At 64.1% G+C, this 16,401-nt stretch carries 18 protein-coding genes; 4 read left to right on the forward strand and 14 right to left on the reverse strand.

From position 1 onward, the window contains the following. Positions 1 to 4: 4 nt before the first annotated feature. Positions 5 to 778, forward strand: a complete 774-nt coding sequence (locus tag SB756_RS14680; RefSeq protein WP_410911024.1) for a phasin family protein — start codon at positions 5 to 7, stop codon at positions 776 to 778. Positions 779 to 952: 174 nt separating this feature from the next. Here SB756_RS14680 and SB756_RS14685 read toward each other — a convergent pair whose 3' ends face one another. From SB756_RS14685 to gshB, 14 genes are all read right to left on the reverse strand, one after another. Further along, the gene (locus tag SB756_RS14685; protein ID WP_016501984.1) at positions 953 to 1,567 is read right to left on the reverse strand and encodes a TetR/AcrR family transcriptional regulator; all 615 of its coding nucleotides are present in this window, start codon (positions 1,565 to 1,567) and stop codon (positions 953 to 955) included. A gap of 13 nt (positions 1,568 to 1,580) precedes the next feature. After that, on the reverse strand, positions 1,581 to 3,263 hold the full coding sequence (phaC, locus tag SB756_RS14690) for a class II poly(R)-hydroxyalkanoic acid synthase (protein ID WP_410911025.1): 1,683 nt from the start codon (positions 3,261 to 3,263) through the stop codon (positions 1,581 to 1,583). A 42-nt stretch (positions 3,264 to 3,305) separates the two neighbouring features. Beyond that, on the reverse strand, positions 3,306 to 4,157 hold the full coding sequence (phaZ, locus tag SB756_RS14695; RefSeq protein ID WP_341796968.1) for a poly(3-hydroxyalkanoate) depolymerase: 852 nt from the start codon (positions 4,155 to 4,157) through the stop codon (positions 3,306 to 3,308). 62 nt (positions 4,158 to 4,219) lie between these two features. Beyond that, positions 4,220 to 5,899 (reverse strand): class II poly(R)-hydroxyalkanoic acid synthase, encoded by a 1,680-nt coding sequence (gene phaC / locus SB756_RS14700; RefSeq protein ID WP_016501981.1) that lies wholly within the window; start codon positions 5,897 to 5,899, stop codon positions 4,220 to 4,222. Positions 5,900 to 6,167: 268 nt separating this feature from the next. Then, positions 6,168 to 6,545 (reverse strand): DUF971 domain-containing protein, encoded by a 378-nt coding sequence (locus SB756_RS14705; protein ID WP_341796966.1) that lies wholly within the window; start codon positions 6,543 to 6,545, stop codon positions 6,168 to 6,170. A 187-nt stretch (positions 6,546 to 6,732) separates the two neighbouring features. Next, on the reverse strand, positions 6,733 to 8,076 hold the full coding sequence (gene hslU / locus SB756_RS14710) for an ATP-dependent protease ATPase subunit HslU (protein WP_341796965.1): 1,344 nt from the start codon (positions 8,074 to 8,076) through the stop codon (positions 6,733 to 6,735). 76 nt (positions 8,077 to 8,152) lie between these two features. Beyond that, positions 8,153 to 8,683, reverse strand: a complete 531-nt coding sequence (gene hslV / locus SB756_RS14715; RefSeq protein ID WP_003249309.1) for an ATP-dependent protease subunit HslV — start codon at positions 8,681 to 8,683, stop codon at positions 8,153 to 8,155. Positions 8,684 to 8,895: 212 nt separating this feature from the next. After that, the gene (locus SB756_RS14720) at positions 8,896 to 10,167 is read right to left on the reverse strand and encodes a dihydroorotase (protein ID WP_341796964.1); all 1,272 of its coding nucleotides are present in this window, start codon (positions 10,165 to 10,167) and stop codon (positions 8,896 to 8,898) included. Next, positions 10,164 to 11,168, reverse strand: coding sequence for an aspartate carbamoyltransferase catalytic subunit (locus tag SB756_RS14725; RefSeq protein ID WP_008099987.1), 1,005 nt, complete (start codon positions 11,166 to 11,168; stop codon positions 10,164 to 10,166). The genes SB756_RS14720 and SB756_RS14725 overlap by 4 nt, the downstream gene beginning before the upstream one ends. 12 nt (positions 11,169 to 11,180) lie before the next feature. Next, positions 11,181 to 11,699 carry a bifunctional pyr operon transcriptional regulator/uracil phosphoribosyltransferase PyrR gene (gene pyrR / locus SB756_RS14730; RefSeq protein ID WP_341796963.1) on the reverse strand — a complete coding sequence of 173 codons (519 nt, stop codon included), beginning with the start codon at positions 11,697 to 11,699 and terminating at the stop codon, positions 11,181 to 11,183. Between the two features lie 49 nt (positions 11,700 to 11,748). Further along, on the reverse strand, positions 11,749 to 12,174 hold the full coding sequence (gene ruvX, locus SB756_RS14735; protein ID WP_174370678.1) for a Holliday junction resolvase RuvX: 426 nt from the start codon (positions 12,172 to 12,174) through the stop codon (positions 11,749 to 11,751). Continuing rightward, positions 12,174 to 12,743: a YqgE/AlgH family protein gene (locus SB756_RS14740; protein ID WP_016501975.1), complete on the reverse strand. Its 570-nt coding sequence runs from the start codon at positions 12,741 to 12,743 to the stop codon at positions 12,174 to 12,176. The genes ruvX and SB756_RS14740 overlap by 1 nt, the downstream gene beginning before the upstream one ends. A gap of 178 nt (positions 12,744 to 12,921) precedes the next feature. After that, positions 12,922 to 13,827, reverse strand: a complete 906-nt coding sequence (locus SB756_RS14745) for an energy transducer TonB (RefSeq protein WP_016501974.1) — start codon at positions 13,825 to 13,827, stop codon at positions 12,922 to 12,924. Between the two features lie 91 nt (positions 13,828 to 13,918). Next, complete coding sequence (gshB, locus tag SB756_RS14750; RefSeq protein WP_341796961.1) at positions 13,919 to 14,872, reverse strand: glutathione synthase; 954 nt, start codon at positions 14,870 to 14,872, stop codon at positions 13,919 to 13,921. A 152-nt stretch (positions 14,873 to 15,024) separates the two neighbouring features. On the opposite strand from gshB, the gene SB756_RS14755 reads away from it, so the two are divergent. The 3 genes from SB756_RS14755 to SB756_RS14765 are packed head-to-tail and all read left to right on the forward strand — an operon-like array spanning position 15,025 to position 16,390. Beyond that, on the forward strand, positions 15,025 to 15,426 hold the full coding sequence (locus tag SB756_RS14755) for a PleD family two-component system response regulator (protein ID WP_341796960.1): 402 nt from the start codon (positions 15,025 to 15,027) through the stop codon (positions 15,424 to 15,426). A 47-nt stretch (positions 15,427 to 15,473) separates the two neighbouring features. Then, positions 15,474 to 15,839, forward strand: coding sequence for a twitching motility response regulator PilH (pilH, locus tag SB756_RS14760; protein ID WP_016489541.1), 366 nt, complete (start codon positions 15,474 to 15,476; stop codon positions 15,837 to 15,839). Continuing rightward, positions 15,836 to 16,390, forward strand: a complete 555-nt coding sequence (locus SB756_RS14765; RefSeq protein WP_016489540.1) for a chemotaxis protein CheW — start codon at positions 15,836 to 15,838, stop codon at positions 16,388 to 16,390. The genes pilH and SB756_RS14765 overlap by 4 nt, the downstream gene beginning before the upstream one ends. Positions 16,391 to 16,401 lie beyond the last annotated feature (11 nt).

A 16,401-nucleotide genomic window follows, 5' to 3' on the forward strand; every position in this document is an offset into this window, starting at 1 on the left:
CAGGATGGCTGGCAAGAAGAATTCCGACAAAGAAAGCAGCTCCTGGGTCGGCGGGATCGAGAAGTACTCCCGCAAGATCTGGCTGGCGGGGCTGGGTATCTATTCGAAAGTTGACCAGGACGGCCCGAAGCTGTTCGACTCGCTGGTGAAAGATGGCGAGAAGGCCGAGAAGCAGGCGAAGAAGGCGGCTGAAGATGTAGCCGAAACCGCCAAGTCGTCGACCACTTCGCGCGTGTCTGGCGTGAAGGACCTTGCGCTGGGCAAGTGGAGCGAACTCGAAGAGGCCTTCGACAAGCGCCTGAACAGCGCCATCTCTCGCCTGGGCGTGCCGAGCCGCAACGAGATCAAGGCCCTGCACCAGCAGGTGGATAGCCTGACCAAGCAGATCGAGAAGCTGACCGGTGCTTCGGTTACGCCGATTTCGTCGCGCGCTGCGGCGTCCAAGCCGGCTGCGAGCAAGGCAGCGGCCAAGCCACTGGCCAAGGCAGCGGCGGCCAAGCCTGCTGCTAAAACGGCGGCGGCCAAACCTGCAGCAAAGCCTGCGGCCAAACCTGCAGCTGCCAAGCCGGCGGCAAAACCGGCAGCAAAACCGACAGCGGCCAAGCCAGCGGCAGCGAAGAAACCTGCGGTGAAGAAAGCACCGGCCAAACCGGCAGCCGCCAAACCTGCAGCGCCAGCGGCCAGTGCCGCCCCGGCCGCTACCCCAGCCCCGGCACCTGTAGCCGCCCCGGCCAGCAGCGCACCGTCGGCACCAAACGGCACCGGTACCCTGATCTGAAAGCAGATTGCCTTCCGGGCAAACACGGTCAGCGTAGGAGCGGCCTTGTGCCGCGAATGGGCTGCAAAGCAGCCCCGGGATCTTTGCCTTGACGCTGAGATCGCGGGGCCGCTTTGCGGCCCATTCGCGGCACAAGGCCGCTCCTACAATGACGGCGTTGTCAGCATGTTGTTTCTACCCTTCCAGATAGCGCACCGCCAACTGCTCCGCCGCCGCCCGCGCCTGTGGCTGCAGATGCGGCGCCACCAGCATCATCACCTGGTACACCACAATTCCCACATCCGCCTCGCGTCCCAGCACCCGCTGGTAATCCAGCGAGAACAGCAGCGTCATTGTGATCTGCTCCACCAGTTGCCCCAGCGCCTGGGTCTCACTCTCTACCAACCCCTGGCCCTTGAGGCTGGCGAGCAACGCCGCCAGCGTACGCTTGAGTGCATTGATCAGGCTGCGCATGCCGCGCGCCAGCTTGGGCAGGCGGCCGGTGAGGTTGGACAGGTCCTGGAACAGAAAGCGGTACTGGGCCATGTGCTCGACGATCAGGTGCAGGAACAGCCAGTAGTCCTCGGCGTCCAGGCGCACGTCCAGGGGCGGGTCGAGCAGGGGCATCAGCGCTTCTTCGAAGCGCTCGAACAGGCCCAGCACCAAGGGCTCCTTGCCATGGAAGTGGTAGTACAGGTTGCCCGGGCTGATACCCAGTTCGTTGGCAATCTCCAAGGTGGATACGTTCGGTTCGCCCTGCTGGTTGAACAGTTGCAGGGCGCATTCGAGGATACGGTCGCGGGTCTTCATCCAGTCGTAGGGCTCATCGGGTCAGGACATAGGTGCCTGGCGCCGGGCCGAGCGGTGGATAGGTACTGTTGCCCAGCTCGGTACGGGGAGCCTTGAGCGGGCCGGAGCGCGGTGTGATCCATTCCAGCCACAAGGGCCACCAACTGCCGTCGCTGCGTTTGGCCTCGTAGAACCAGGCGCGCGGGTCGCCGGACAGTTTGGGGTTTTCCAGGTAGTAGGCCTTGGGGTTGCCCGGCGGGTTGATGATGCTCTGGATGTGCCCGCTGTTGGCCAGCACGAAACGCCGGTCGCCACCAAGCAGCAAGGCCGAGCGGTACACGGCGTCCCATGGAGTGATGTGGTCGTTGCTGCCGGCCACGGTAAAGCTGTCCAGGTCGACCTGCTTGAGGTCGATGGGCGTGCCGCACACTTCGAGGCCTGCCGGGTGGGTGAGCGGGTTGTGCTTGAAAAAGTCCAGCAAGTCCCCGTGCAGTGCCGCGGGCAGGCGTGTGTTGTCGGCGTTCCAGTACAGGATGTCGAACGCGGGTGGGGCTTTGCCCAACAGGTAGTTGTTGACCCAGTAGTTCCAGATCAGGTCGTTGGGGCGCATCCAGGCGAAAATCCTGGCGACTTCGCCGCCGTCCAGCACGCCCCGTTGATAGGATCGGCGCTTGGCGGCCTCTACCGTCTGCTCGTCGGCGAACAGGCTGGCCGGGCTGTCGAACTTGCTGTCGAGCAGGCTCACCAGGTAAGTGGCGCTGCGGATCTTGCGCAACTGATGCTTGGCCTGCAGGTGGCCCTGCAGCGCGGCCATGGTCAGGCCGCCGGCGCAGGCACCCATCAGGTTGGGGTCGCGGTTGCCGCTGATGCTGCGGCAGGCGTTCAGCGCTTCTTCCAGGGCCTGTACGTACGTGGACAGGCCCCATTCGCGGTGGCGCGGGTCGGGGTTGCGCCAACTGATCATGAACACCTGCAGGCCGTTCTTGAGCATGTACTGAACGAAGCTGTTGTGCGCCTGCATGTCGAAGATATAGAACTTGTTGATTTGCGGCGGCACCACCAGCAAAGGCCTGGCGTGCTGTTTTTCGCTCATCGGCTTGTACTGGATCAACTCCAACAGCTCGTTGCGAAACACCACCGCACCGGGCGTTGCCGCCAGGCTGGCACCCACCTCGAAGGCACGTTCGTCCACCTGGCGCGGCAGGCCGTCGTTGTGGCGCAGGTCGTCGAGCAAGTGGGCCACGCCACGCACCAGGCTTTGCCCGCCGGTGTTCAGCAGTTCTTTGACCGCCAGCGGGTTGAGCAGCGAGTTGCTCGGTGCCAGGGCGTCATTGATCATGCCAAACAGAAAGTGCGCACGGGCGCGGTCATCGTCGTCCAGGTGACTTTCATCGATCCACTGGCGCGTCTGCTTCTGCCAGGCCAGATAGGCCTGCAAGCCACGGCGATAAAACGGGTTGTGGCTCCAGGTCGGGTCGCTGAAGCGGCCATCGCGAGGGTTGGGCTGGTAGGGCGTGTCGCCCAGCATCACGCGGCCCAGCTGGCTGCCGAACGCCAACAGATGCCGTGCCGTGTGCAGCGGGTTGGTCAAGCCGTGGCGGCCAACCCTGCGCAGGGTCGACACCAGGTCGCGCCCGCGTAGGCCGAGTATGGCGTTCTGCACGTTCATGCTGGTGGCGGGAAGCGTTTTCGTTCCTTTGCCCGGTTTGTCTGTCATGGCAACACTCCCTCGTCTTACCCGATGCTTGGGCAGCGACAATCAACCGCCAGAGGCGGGGCGCGGATGCATGACCGCGCGCTGACGTTCTTCCTGGAGAAACTTCATGATGATCGGTGCGACGGCCTCGGCCCGGGTAATCAGGAACAGGTGGCCATCGTCAATTATGTGTAGCTGGGCATTGGGAATCCGCCAGGCGAGCAGGCGCATGTTGACCAGCGGGATCAGCGGGTCGTCGTCACCGGCCAGCACCAGCGTTGGCTGGTGGATCTTGTGCAGCCAGTGGATGCTGGTCCAGCCCAGGCCGGCGAACAGCTGCCAGTAATAGCCCAGCTTGCCCCCGGAGCGCACCTTGGACGCATGGTGCATGGCCAGGTCCGGGTCGCGGCGGAAGGCGCCGCCGTAGATCAGCGGTGCGATGCGGATCACATGGGAGGGCTGCACGTAGCGCCTGGGGCTCGCCATCATCCACAAGACTTTAGGTTTGCCCGGCACCATGACTGCGCCGGCGGCAGTGGCGGCCAGCACCAGTTTCTTGCAGCGCTCCGGGTAGTCGTGGGCAAACTGCTGGGCCAGGGCGCCGCCCCAGGACACGCCGATGGCGCTGACCTGGCCGTAGTTCAGGTAATCGAGCATGCGTGCTGTGAGCTTGGCCAGCCCAGGAAAGCGATAGGGATGACGCGGGGTGGATGAACCACCCACACCGGGCACGTCGAAGGCGATGACCTCCAGGTCCGGGTCCAGCGCCTCGATGAACGGGAACACCAGCTCCAGGTTGGCGCCGATGCCGTTGAAGATCAGCAACGGTGTCAGGTGTGGCTTGCCCGGGCGGACGGCGGTGCGAATGGACTGGTCGTCCAGTTCGACGGTCCTGAAGATGTAGGGTTCCGGCATGCGTTCGACTCTGTCGTGAAAAAAGCGCCGTGGCGCGCTCATGGCGGCCACGGCAACGCAACTCAGCGCTCGTGAACGTAGGTGCCTGGTGCGGCTTCGCCAGCGGCATAAGCGCGGTTGCCCAGGCGGGTTGGCGCTTTTTTCAGCTCCCCGGCACGTTCGCTCAGCCAGCTCTGCCAGTGCAGCCACCAGGAGTCGGCGTGCTTGGTGGCGTTTTCCTGCCAGGCCAGCGGGTCACCCGGGCGGTCAGCGCCAGTCATGAAGCGCGCCTTGGGGTTGCCTGGCGGGTTGAGGATGCTCTGGATATGGCCGCTGTTGGACAGCACGAACTCGATCTTGCCGCCGAACAAGTGCGCCGAGCGGTAGCACGATTGCCACGGGGTGATGTGGTCTGCAGTGCCTGCAACGCTGAAGATGTCGCACTGCACATTTTTCAGGTTGATCGGGGTGCCGCACACTTCCAGTGCATCCGGGCGGATCAGTGGGTTGCTCTTGAACATTTCGATCAGGTCGCCGTGGAAGGCGGCCGGCAGGCGCGTGGTGTCGTTGTTCCAGAACAGGATGTCGAACACCGGCGGCTCGTTGCCAAGCAGGTAGTTGTTGACCCAGTAGTTCCAGATCAGGTCGTTGGGGCGCATCCAGGCGAACACCTTGGCCATCTCGCTGCCTTCCAGCACGCCAGCCTGGTAGGAGTGGCGCTTGGCACTTTCCAGGGTTTGTTCATCGACGAACAAGGCGACCTGGTTGTCCATGGTGGTGTCCAGCACGCTGACCAGCAGGGTCAGGGCATTGACCTTGTTTTCGCCAATGGCGGCATAGTGGCCCACCAGCGCAGTGCAGGTAATGCCACCGGAGCAGGCACCGAGCATGTTCAGGTCTTTGCTGCCGGTAATCGCCAGCACCGCGTCGACGGCTTCTTTCAGCGCATCGATGTAGGTGGACAGGCCCCATTCACGCTGGGCCTTGGTCGGGTTGCGCCAGCTGATGATGAAGGTTTGCTGCTGCGAGCGCAGGCAGTAGCGTGCCAGGCTCTTTTCCGGGCTCAGGTCGAACACGTAGAACTTGTTGATCTGCGGTGGCACCACCAGCAGCGGGCGGGCATGCACCTGCTCGGTGATGGGGCTGTACTGGATAAGCTCCAGTACATCGTTGCGGTACACCACCGCGCCTTCGCTGGTGCCCAGGTTCTTGCCCACTTCGAAGGCGTCCATGTTCACCTGGCTGGGCATGCCGCCGTTGTTGACCATGTCCTTGGCGAGGTTGGACAGGCCGTCGAGCAGGCTCTTGCCGCCGGTTTCGAAGAAGCGTTTGACCGCTGCCGGGTTGGACAAGGTATTGGTCGGCGCCATGGCTTCGGTCATCAGGTTGATGACGAATTGGCCGCGGCTGATGTCCTGGGGTGGCAGGTCGCTGTTGCCGATCCAGTCCTGCAACTCGTTGCGCCAGGCCAGGTAGGTTTGCAGGTAGCGGCGGTACAGCGGGTTGTTGCTCCAGGCCGGGTCGTTGAAACGGCGGTCGTCGCTTTCCGGGGCCAGGCTGGACTTGCCCAGCAGCACGTTTTTCAGTTCCAGGCCAAAGTGGGCCACATGCTTGGCACTGTGCAGCGGTTGGCGCACGGCCTGGCGCAGCACAGTGCGTGCCGAGCTCAACAGGTCCTTGCGGCGAATGCCGATGACCGGGTTCAGCCCCAGGGTGTTTTCCGAGGCCTGCCGCTGCAGCTCATCGTTGTTCTTGTTACTCATCTACGACGCTCCGTTGTCCTGAGACGAGTACCGGTTGCTGTGACAAGCGCACAGCCCTGAGCCCGGTACTGCTACTCGGGTGACCAGTGATAAGGAACAGCGGTGCTGCGGGGGTTCTGACTGCCTGCAAAGTGATGCAGGGAACTTGCCACACCCATTGGTTACCCGACTTTCATGTAATGCGCAAGACAGCCCTTCACTGGGCTGTCTGCAAGTCATTCAAACAGATGAATTTAGAAAATGCGCTCTAAACCCTGCAGGCCTTGGGCTAGAGCATGAGTTTCACAACCGATGCGGCCGGGTCGCGGGATTTTCCGGCCTTGTGCAGCTCGTCGAGGTAGTCGGCCCACAGCTGTTCCTGGCGAAGGCACAGCTGTTCCAGGTATTCCCAGGTGAACAGGCCGCTGTCATGGCCGTCGTCGAAGGTCAGTTTCAGTGCATATTGGCCGGCAGGCTCCAGGCCGACCAGGCCGACGTTGATCTTGCCGAACTGCAGGATGGGGTTGCCGTGGCCCTGGACCTCGGCGGAGGGGGAGTGCACGCGCAGGAGTTCGGCGGGCAGGTGGTAGACCTCGCCGGGGGCGTAGGTGAGGGTGAGGGTTTTCGAGGCTTTGTGCAGGTTTATGGCGGTGGGCATGCGGGCCATGGCTGGAATCTCTCGGGAGCTGATGATGCACAGCTTCGGGACATTCTGGGGATTGCGCAAGGGGAACTGCTTTGCAGCCCAATCGCCGGTAAGCCAGCTCCCACAGGTGCTCCACAGCATTCAGGATCGTGATAATCCTGTGGGGGCTGGCTTGCCGGCGAAAGGCCGCGAAGCGGCCCCTGCGGTCTTACAGGATGTAACGGGACAGGTCTTCGTTCTGCGCCAGTTCACCCAGATGGCTGTTCACATACGCAGCGTCGATCTGGATCGGCGTTTCGTCATGGGCACTGGCCAGGTCGCCAGCGCTGAACGACACCTCTTCGAGCAAACGCTCAAGCAGGGTGTGCAAGCGGCGGGCACCGATGTTCTCGGTCTTTTCGTTGACCTGGTAGGCAATCTCGGCCAGGCGCTTGATGCCATCGCCGATGAACTCGATGTTCAGGCCTTCGGTCTTCAGCAGGGCCTGGTACTGCTCGGTCAGCGAAGCGTGCGGCTCTTGCAGGATGCGCTCGAAGTCTTCAGGGGTCAGTGCCTTCAGCTCGACACGGATCGGCAGGCGGCCTTGCAGCTCGGGTACCAGGTCGCTTGGCTTGCTCAGGTGGAACGCACCCGAGGCGATGAACAGGATGTGGTCGGTCTTGACCATGCCCAGCTTGGTGTTGACGGTGCAGCCTTCGATCAGTGGCAGCAGGTCGCGCTGCACGCCTTCACGGGACACATCGGCACCGCCAACGTTACCACGCTTGGCAACCTTGTCGATTTCGTCGATGAACACGATGCCGTGCTGCTCGACCGCTTCCAGGGCCTTGGCCTTGAGCTCTTCCTCGTTGACCAGGCGGCCCGCTTCTTCGTCGCGAACCATCTTCAGCGCTTCTTTCACCTTCAGCTTGCGCGCCTTGCGCTTGCCTTTGCCCATGTTGGCAAACAGGTTCTGCAGCTGGTTGGTCATCTCTTCCATGCCAGGCGGCGCGGCAATTTCGACGCCCACGGCATCGGCCACTTCGATTTCGATTTCCTTGTCGTCCAGCTGGCCTTCACGCAGGCGCTTGCGGAACAGCTGGCGGGTGTTGGAATCGCTGCTGGTCTGCGCGGCTTCTTCCGAGAAGCTGCTGACCCGCGCCTGCGGCAGCAGGGCATCGAGGATACGGTCTTCAGCGGCGTCCTCGGCGCGGTGGCGCACGCGGATGATCTCCTGCTCGCGCAGCATCTTCAGCGCGGCGTCGGCCAGGTCACGGATGATCGACTCGACGTCGCGGCCCACGTAGCCTACTTCGGTGAACTTGGTGGCTTCGACCTTGAGGAACGGCGCGTTGGCCAGCTTGGCCAGGCGACGGGCGATTTCGGTCTTGCCGACGCCGGTAGGGCCGATCATCAGGATGTTCTTCGGGGTCACTTCGGCACGCAGCTCGGCAGGCAGCTGCATCCGGCGCCAGCGGTTGCGCAGGGCAATGGCGACGGCGCGCTTGGCGTCGTCCTGGCCGATGATGTGGCGGTTGAGTTCGTGGACGATCTCGCGGGGGGTCATGGACATGATCAATAGGGTCCTGGGGCAGGTGAGTCAGCGTGGAAAAGCCCCTTCACCGGGAAGAGGCGCCAAAGCAACTGAATCAGTCGGCCAGGTCCTGCTCCTCGATGGTCAGGTTGTGGTTGGTGAACACGCAGATGTCGCCGGCGATGTTCAGGGCAGTTTCAGCGATTTCACGGGCCGAAAGGTCGGTCTTGTTCAGCAGGGCGCGGGCTGCTGCCTGGGCGTAGGCACCCCCGGAACCCATGGCGATCAGGCCGTCTTCGGGCTCGACCACGTCACCGTTGCCGGTGATGATCAGGGAGGCATCCTTGTTGGCCACGGCCAGCATGGCTTCCAGGCGGCTCAGGGAACGGTCGGTACGCCATTCCTTGGCCAGCTCGACGGCGGCGCGAACCAGGTGGCCCTGGTGTTTTTCCAGCTGGCCTTCGAAGCGCTCGAACAGGGTGAAGGCATCGGCGGTGGCACCCGCGAAGCCGGCGATGACCTGGCCGTGGTACAGGCGGCGCACTTTCTTGGCGTTGCCTTTCATCACGGTGTTGCCGAGAGATACCTGGCCGTCGCCGCCCATGACGACTTTGCCGTTACGGCGGACAGAAACGATGGTGGTCAAGGGGAGAGTCTCCACGCAGCGGGGCGAAAGTGCCTGATGCAGACTCATATGGGGGTTGGGGGAAGGATTTCAACCGTGGGGGATGAATGGTTGGTGCTCTCCTGCAAAGGCCTCATCGCCGGCAAGCCAGCTCCCACAGGTCATCAGAGGGCCTGAGGGCAGTGATTTCCTGTGGGAGCTGACTTGCCGGCGATGAGGCCTGTGAGGGTTACTCAGGCCTCGTGGCAGATGTGGCCATCGACCAAGGTATAACGCACCGCACCCGGCAGGCAGTGGCCGATGAACGGGCAGTTCTCGCCACGCGAGAACCACTGCTCGCCGGCAACGGTGGAGGCTTGCGGGTCGAACAGCACCAGGTCGGCCGCACCACCCACTTTCAGCTCACCGGCCGGCAGGCGCAGGGCGGCAGCCGGGCCGCTGCTCAGGCGGGCGAGCAAGGTCGGCAGGTCGAGCAGGCCGTCCTGTACCAGGGTCATGGCCAGTGGCAGCAGCAACTCGACGCTGCTGATGCCCGGCTCGGTGGCGCCGAACGGGGCCAGCTTGGCGTCGCGCTCATGGGGCTGGTGGTGGCTGGAAATCGCCTGGATCACGCCCGATTTGACCGCGGCGCGCAGGCCATCCCGGTCTTTGGCAGTGCGCAGCGGTGGCTGCACGTGGTACAGGCTGGAAAACTCGCGCAGCGACTCATCGGTGAGTATCAACTGGTACAGCGCCACATCTGCGGTCACCGGCAGGCCGAGTTCCTGCGCCTGGGCAATCAGCTGTGCGCCACGGGCGCTGGTGATCTGGCTGAAGTGCGCACGCACGCCGCTTTGTTCCACCAGCAGCAGGTTGCGCGCCAGTGCCACGGTTTCGGCGCTTTCCGGGATGCCCGGCAGGCCGAGGAAACTGGCCATGGCACCTTCGTGGGCCAGGCCGCCCTCGGCCAGGTCGCGGTCCTGGGAGTGGAACACCACGGTCAGGTCGAAGGTGGCGGCGTATTCCAGGGCGCGGGCCAGGGTACGGTTGTTGGGGATTTGTTTCAGGCCATTGCCGAAGGCCACGCAACCGGTGTCGCGCAGGGCCACCAGCTCGGCCAGTTGCTCGCCTTCGAGGCCTTTGGTCAGGGCGCCGATCGGGTACACCTTGCTGTTGGCAGCCTCACGGGCGCGGTCCAGGATCAGCTCGGCCACCGCCGAGGTGTCCAGCACAGGCTTGGTCTGTGGCGGGCAGCACAGGCTGGTGACACCGCCGGCCACGGCTGCGCGGGTTTCACTCGCGATGTTGCCTTTGCGGCTGTAACCCGGCTCGCGCAGGGACACACCCAGGTCGACCAGGCCCGGTGCGGCGACCAGGCCATCGGCCTGGATCGTGCGGCTGGCGCTGAAGCCGGCCGGCGCGGCGCCGATGGCGGCAATGCGGCCACCGTCCAGGTGCAGGTCGGTGACCTGGTCCAGGCCTGTCTTGGGATCGATGACCCGGGCGCCAAGAATACTGATGGTCACTGGGCGTTCTCCTGGTCGAATTGACGTTGCGCGTTCTGCCCGCTCATGGCCATGGACAGCACGGCCATGCGCACGGCGATGCCGTAGGTGACCTGGTTGAGGATCACCGAGTGCTTACCGTCGGCCACCGCCGACTCGATTTCCACACCACGGTTGATCGGGCCTGGGTGCATGACGATGGCGTCAGGCTTGGCCCCGGCCAGGCGCGCGGTGGTCAGGCCGAACAGGCGGTAGAACTCACCTTCGCTGGGCAGCAGGCCGCCGGCCATGCGCTCGCGTTGCAGGCGCAGCATGATCACCACGTCGACATCCTTCAGGCCTTCGGCGAGGTCGGTGTAGACCTTTACGCCGTACTGCTCGATGCCGATCGGGATCAGGGTTTTCGGGCCGATCACGCGGATGTCCGGGCAGCCCAGCGCTTTGAGCGCCAGCATGTCGGAGCGGGCCACGCGCGAGTGCAGGATGTCGCCGACGATGGCTACCGAGAGGTTCTCGAAGCTGCCCTTGTGGCGGCGAATGGTGAGCATGTCGAGCATGCCCTGGGTCGGGTGCGCGTGGCGGCCGTCACCACCGTTGATTACTGCGACGTCCGGGCACACGTGCTCGGCGATGAAGTGCGCCGCGCCGGAGTCGGAATGGCGTACCACGAACATGTCGGCCGCCATGGCTTCGAGGTTGCGCAGGGTGTCGAACAGGGTCTCGCCCTTGCTGGTCGAGGAGGTCGACACGTTCAGGCTGATCACGTCGGCCGACAGGCGCTGGGCCGCCAGTTCGAAGGTGGTGCGGGTACGGGTCGAGTTCTCGAAGAACACGTTGCACACGGTCTTGCCGCGCAGCAACGGGACTTTCTTCACGGCCCGGGCACCGACTTCCAGGAAGGAGTCGGCGGTGTCGAGGATCTCGGTGAGCAGTTCGCGGGGCAAACCGTCGAGCGAGAGGAAGTGGCGCAGCTGGCCCTGATCATTGAGCTGCAGCGGGCGCTTGGCGTCGATTGGCGTCATCGCGGGGGACTCTTAAAGGGCGGAAGCGGAGGCGAGGTCCTGGCGCTCGAGGGCGAGCGGTGCGGGTCCGGTCAATTTTACCCGTTCATGGGCGGCCAGCGACAGGGTGGCACCGAGCACATTCGGACGGATCGGCAATTCGCCGGCATCCAGGTCCAGCAGGCAGACCAGGGTGACGCTGGCCGGGCGGCCGTAATCGAACAGTTCGTTGAGCGCCGCGCGGATGGTGCGACCGCTCATCAGTACGTCATCCACCAGCACCAGGTGCTGGCCCTCGACCTCGAACGGCAGCTCGGACGGGCGCACTTGTGGGTGCAGGCCGTTCTGGCTGAAGTCGTCGCGGTAGAACGAGACGTCCAGGGTGCCCATGGGGCTGCTGTCGCCCATGGTTTCCTGCAGGGCCTGGGCAACCCAGACACCGCCGGTGCGGATACCGATGTAACGGGGCTCGGTGATTGCCCGGCGCGCCAGGTGGGCACGAAGGTCGACAGCCATCTGCCGAATCAGGTCGGCGGGATTGGGTAGGCTCATTGCGGGCTCCTCGGAAGGGTGCGCCGGGCGGGCCCGGCGGCAAAGATGATCAGGTATTGGCCTCCAGCCAGCCTTGCAGTAACAGGGCGGCGGCGATGGCATCGACCGGGTTGTCGCGGTAGCTGCCGCGCTGGCCGCCACGGGCCATGCGCTCGCCCTTGGCCTCGAAGGTGGTCAGGCGTTCGTCGTGGGTATGCACGGGCAGGTTGAAGCGGCCGTTCAGGCGGCGGGCGAACTTTTCGGCGCGGGCGCTCATCTCGCTGGCCGTGCCGTCCATGTTCAACGGCAGGCCGACGACAATGGCATCGGGTTTCCACTCATTGATGAGCTTTTCCACCTGAGCCCAGTCCGGCACGCCGTTCTGCGCCTTCAGGGTGCACAGCTCGCGTGCCTGCCCGGTGATCACCTGGCCGACGGCCACGCCGATCTGTTTGCTGCCGTAGTCGAAACCCAGCAAGAGGCGTAGTTCGGCCATCAGGCGTGGCCCGCCTGGCTGGTCAGCAGGTGCAGGTTGATCCCCAGGCTGGCGGCCGCTGCTTCCAGGCGCAGGTCGCTGGCCCGGTCAAAGATGATTTCCGGGTCGAACGGGCAGTTGAGCCAGGCGTTGTCGGCCAGCTCCGCCTCCAGTTGACCCGCTTCCCAGCCGGCATAACCGAGTGTGATCAGGCTCTGTTTCGGGCCCACCCCGGCGGCGATGGCCAGCAGCACATCCTGCGATGTGGTCAGCGACAGGCCTTCGAGGGCCACGGTGGCCTGGAAGCTGCATTCGCTGCTGTGCAGCACGAAGCCGCGGTCGGTCTGCACCGGGCCACCCTGGTAGATCGGCACCTGCAAGGTGCTGGCCGGCGGCGTTTCGTCCGGGCGCAGCTGCTCGAGGATGTCGGCCAGGCTCAATTCCTGCGGCCGGTTGACCACCAGGCCCATGGCGCCATGCTCATTGTGCTCGACAATGTACGTGAGGGTCTGGGCGAAGTTCGGATCGGCCATGTGCGGCATGGCGATCAGGAACTGGTGCTTGAGGTAGCTCGGGGCGAGGGTTTTCATGGGGGATAGTGTGGCGCCAGGCGGCGAGGCTGACAAGGTGCTCGACAGGCCGGATTCGGGACCGCTTCGCGCTCCATCGCCGGCAAGCCAGCTCCCACAGGAACTGCACATGGCTTGAGACCGATGCGGTCGGTGTGGGAGCTGGCTTGCCGGCGATGGGCCGCGAAGCGGCGCTGAGTCAGTTACTGGACAGACGGTCCCCACGGGCAAAACGCCAGGTGCGGATGATCTCCAGCCGGTCAAACTCGGCCAGATCCCCGGTAAACGGTGCAAACGGCGCGGCCAGCCGCACGATGCGTTGCGCCGCCTGGTCCAGCACCTGCTGCCCGGACGATTCCAGTACCAGCACTTCGTACAGAGAACCGTCGCGGTTGATCGACACCATCATCCGCAAGTTGCCGTAAATCTGTTGCCGACGTGCTTCGTCGGGGTAGTTCAGGTTGCCCACCCGCTCGACCTTCTTGCGCCACTCTTCCTTGTACCAGGCGCCCTTGTCGCGCATGGTCGAGGCGGCATTCAGGCGATGGATGCGCGGGCGCTTGGCGTACATCTGCTGCTCGTTGGACAGCTCCGCCTCCAGGCTGGCGATCTGGCTGGACAGCTGCGAGCTGTCGAAGTCGGGCGCTGGCGCCGCGGGCTTGGGCTGGGCCTTGCTTTCCTTGGGCTTGGGTTCGACCTTTTGCGGCTTGGGCGCAGTCGTCACTACCGCCGACTTTTGTGGGGTAGGGGGTGGTACTACCTCGGGCCTGGCGGCGGGTGGCGGGGTGATCTTGTTGATCTTGCTGTCCTGGAACGGCGCCAGTTCGGTGGTGGTGGGCACCGCTTTCTTGTCCAGCGTGCCGCTGCCCTGCTGGTTGTCCTGAGCCTGGAAATCGGCCTTCTCGGGCGCTTTCTCGCTCTTGAAGGTGGCCAGGGTGATGTCCATGGTGTGGCGGATTTCGGCAGGCTTGACCACGGTGAAGCCGACGCCAAGAATCAGCGCCAGGTGCACCAGGGCAGCCAGGAACAGGGTAAAGCCGAGCCGGTCCACCGGGCGAACACGGGGCGGCAGCAGGTCGGAGGGGATGTCAGCGGGCAGCGTCATCAGGTATCCAGCAACTGCTGGGCGGGGCAGCAGCTCAGTCGAATAGGACCGGCATCATACCCCACTCTGCGGCTTTGCTTCGCGTTGGCTGTCAGCGCGCCTTGAGGTGGCGATCAATGGCATCCATCAATTTGCCACCGATATCGGTGTTGTAGGCAGCATCGATCTCGCGGATGCAGGTGGGGCTGGTGACGTTGATTTCGGTGAGGTAGTCGCCGATCACGTCCAGGCCCACGAACAACAGGCCCTTCTCGCGCAGGGTCGGGCCGACCTGGGCGGCAATCCAGCGGTCGCGCTCGGTCAGCGGGCGCGCTTCGCCACGTCCGCCAGCGGCCAGGTTGCCTCGGGTTTCGCCGCTGGCCGGAATACGCGCCAGGCAGTAGTCCACTGGCTCACCGTCGATCATCAGGATGCGTTTGTCGCCGTCCTTGATCGCTGGCAGGTAAGCCTGGGCCATGATCTGCTGGGTGCCCAGTGCGGTCAGGGTTTCGAGGATCACCGACAGGTTGGGGTCGCCAGCGCGGTGACGGAAGATCGACGTACCGCCCATGCCATCCAGCGGCTTGAGGATCACGTCAACATGCTTGGCCGCGAATTCGCGAATGATGTCCGGGCGGCGGCTGACCAGGGTTGGGGTGGTGCACTGCGGGAACAGCGTGGCGAACATCTTTTCGTTGCAGTCGCGCAGGCTCTGCGGGCGGTTGACCACCAGCACGCCATCATTCTCGGCCTGCTCCAGCAGGTAGGTGCTGTAGACGAACTCCATGTCGAAGGGTGGATCCTTGCGCATCAGGATCACGTCCAGCTCGGCCAGCGGGCTGTCTTGCTCCTCGCCAAGCTCGAACCAATGCGCCGGGTCGGCAAACACCTTCAGCGGGCGCATGCGGGCGCGGGCCTTGCTTTCGCCCTGGTACAGGTCTTGCTGTTCCATGTAGAACAGGCTCCAGCCGCGTGCCTGGGCGGCCAGCAGCATGGCCAGCGAACTGTCCTTCTTGTAGGAGATGGACGCGATGGGGTCCATGACAATGCCGAGGCGAACGCTCATGGGGTGGTTCCTCTTGGCGGCAGGTGGCCGCGATGGCGAAAGAAAAGTGGCTCAGGGTGGCGCCGCGAACGCCGCCGGTCAAGGGGCGGCGCAGATGGAATGGCCACCCGGAGTATGCTAAAAGTGCAGCTAATTTCCATTGGTAGGCGTCTATGGAACAACCCCTGAAGGTGATGGTGATCGACGATTCCCGCACGATCCGCCGCACCGCGCAGATGTTGCTCGGTGAGGCGGGCTGCGAGGTGATCACCGCCAGCGACGGCTTCGATGCCCTGGCCAAGATCGTCGACCACCAGCCCAGCATCATCTTCGTTGATGTGCTGATGCCGCGCCTGGACGGCTACCAGACCTGCGCCGTGATCAAGCACAACAGTGCTTTCAAGGACACCCCGGTGATCCTGCTGTCGTCGCGCGATGGCCTGTTCGACAAGGCCCGCGGCCGGGTGGTCGGCTCTGATCAGTTCCTGACCAAACCGTTCAGCAAGGAAGAGCTGCTCGACGCGATCCGCGCCCACGTGCCCGGGTTTACCGCGCCTCCACAACACGTACCCTGACCGCGCCCCGCCATGGCACGGCCTTACTTTCCTGATGGGGAAACAGCATGGCCCGAGTTCTGATTGTCGACGACTCGCCGACAGAGATGTACAAATTGGCCGGATGGCTTGAAAAGCACGGTCATGAGGTGCTCAAAGCCAGCAACGGTGCCGATGGCGTGGCGCTGGCGCGTCAGGCAAAGCCCGATGCAGTGTTGATGGATATCGTCATGCCTGTTCTCAACGGCTTCCAGGCGACCCGGCAATTGAGCAAGGACCCCGAGACCAGCGCCATTCCAGTATTGGTCGTTACCACCAAAGACCAGGAAACCGATCGCATCTGGGCAAAGCGCCAGGGCGCGAGGGGTTTCGTGACCAAGCCCGTGGAAGAAGACGACCTGATCGCCAAGCTCAAAGAAGTGCTAGGCGCTTGACCACCCGCCCGCAAGGCGCGTCGCTGACCGCCTTCGAGCTGTTGCTGGACATTGACCGGCGCTGCCGCCTGCTGGTCGCCGACCAACCGCCGCAAGACAACCGCCTGCAACAGTGGAGCGGTATCGGTTTTCGCATTGCCGGGCAGTGGTTTGTCGCGCCCATGGGCGAGGTGGCCGAGGTGCTGCGTGAACCGCGCAGCAGCCGCGTCCCCGGTGTGCAGCCATGGGTGTGCGGGGTAGCCAACCTGCGCGGCCGGTTGTTGCCGGTGATGGACCTGAGCAGCTTCTTCGGCCTGGGCCACGCCGCCCCGGGCAAGCAACGGCGGGTGCTGGTGCTGGACCACGAGGCACTGTTCGTCGGCCTGCTGGTGGACGAGGTACTGGGCTTGCAGCACTTTGACCTGGACAGCCTGCAGCTGTCGCCGCCCCAGCCACTGCTGCGCGCCGCTGCACGTTTTGTGCAGGGGCATTTCCCGCGTGAACGCAATTGGGCGATCTTCAGCCCCTTCGCCCTGGCCCAGGCGCCGGGCTTTCTCGATGTGGCGTTATAGGACCTGCGAAC

Origin of the sequence: Pseudomonas sp. SIMBA_068 (genome assembly GCF_046534705.1) — a bacterium.
In the GTDB taxonomy this organism is placed as follows: domain Bacteria; phylum Pseudomonadota; class Gammaproteobacteria; order Pseudomonadales; family Pseudomonadaceae; genus Aquipseudomonas; species Aquipseudomonas putida.

Excerpts from the sequence above, each read along its gene's own strand:
- SB756_RS14685 (WP_016501984.1), bottom strand. The coding sequence starts at position 1,567 with ATGAAGACCCGCGACCGTATCCTCGAATGCGCCCTGCAACTGTTCAAC.
- pilH (WP_016489541.1), top strand. The coding sequence starts at position 15,474 with ATGGCCCGAGTTCTGATTGTCGACGACTCGCCGACAGAGATGTACAAA.
- phaC (WP_016501981.1), bottom strand. The coding sequence starts at position 5,899 with ATGAGTAACAAGAACAACGATGAGCTGCAGCGGCAGGCCTCGGAAAAC.
- pyrR (WP_341796963.1), bottom strand. The coding sequence starts at position 11,699 with ATGAGCCTACCCAATCCCGCCGACCTGATTCGGCAGATGGCTGTCGAC.
- SB756_RS14755 (WP_341796960.1), top strand. The coding sequence starts at position 15,025 with ATGGAACAACCCCTGAAGGTGATGGTGATCGACGATTCCCGCACGATC.
- SB756_RS14740 (WP_016501975.1), bottom strand. The coding sequence starts at position 12,743 with ATGAAAACCCTCGCCCCGAGCTACCTCAAGCACCAGTTCCTGATCGCC.
- SB756_RS14705 (WP_341796966.1), bottom strand. The coding sequence starts at position 6,545 with ATGGCCCGCATGCCCACCGCCATAAACCTGCACAAAGCCTCGAAAACC.
- gshB (WP_341796961.1), bottom strand. The coding sequence starts at position 14,872 with ATGAGCGTTCGCCTCGGCATTGTCATGGACCCCATCGCGTCCATCTCC.
- phaC (WP_410911025.1), bottom strand. The coding sequence starts at position 3,263 with ATGACAGACAAACCGGGCAAAGGAACGAAAACGCTTCCCGCCACCAGC.
- ruvX (WP_174370678.1), bottom strand. The coding sequence starts at position 12,174 with ATGGCCGAACTACGCCTCTTGCTGGGTTTCGACTACGGCAGCAAACAG.
- SB756_RS14745 (WP_016501974.1), bottom strand. The coding sequence starts at position 13,827 with ATGACGCTGCCCGCTGACATCCCCTCCGACCTGCTGCCGCCCCGTGTT.
- hslU (WP_341796965.1), bottom strand. The coding sequence starts at position 8,076 with ATGTCCATGACCCCCCGCGAGATCGTCCACGAACTCAACCGCCACATC.
- SB756_RS14725 (WP_008099987.1), bottom strand. The coding sequence starts at position 11,168 with ATGACGCCAATCGACGCCAAGCGCCCGCTGCAGCTCAATGATCAGGGC.
- SB756_RS14680 (WP_410911024.1), top strand. The coding sequence starts at position 5 with ATGGCTGGCAAGAAGAATTCCGACAAAGAAAGCAGCTCCTGGGTCGGC.
- phaZ (WP_341796968.1), bottom strand. The coding sequence starts at position 4,157 with ATGCCGGAACCCTACATCTTCAGGACCGTCGAACTGGACGACCAGTCC.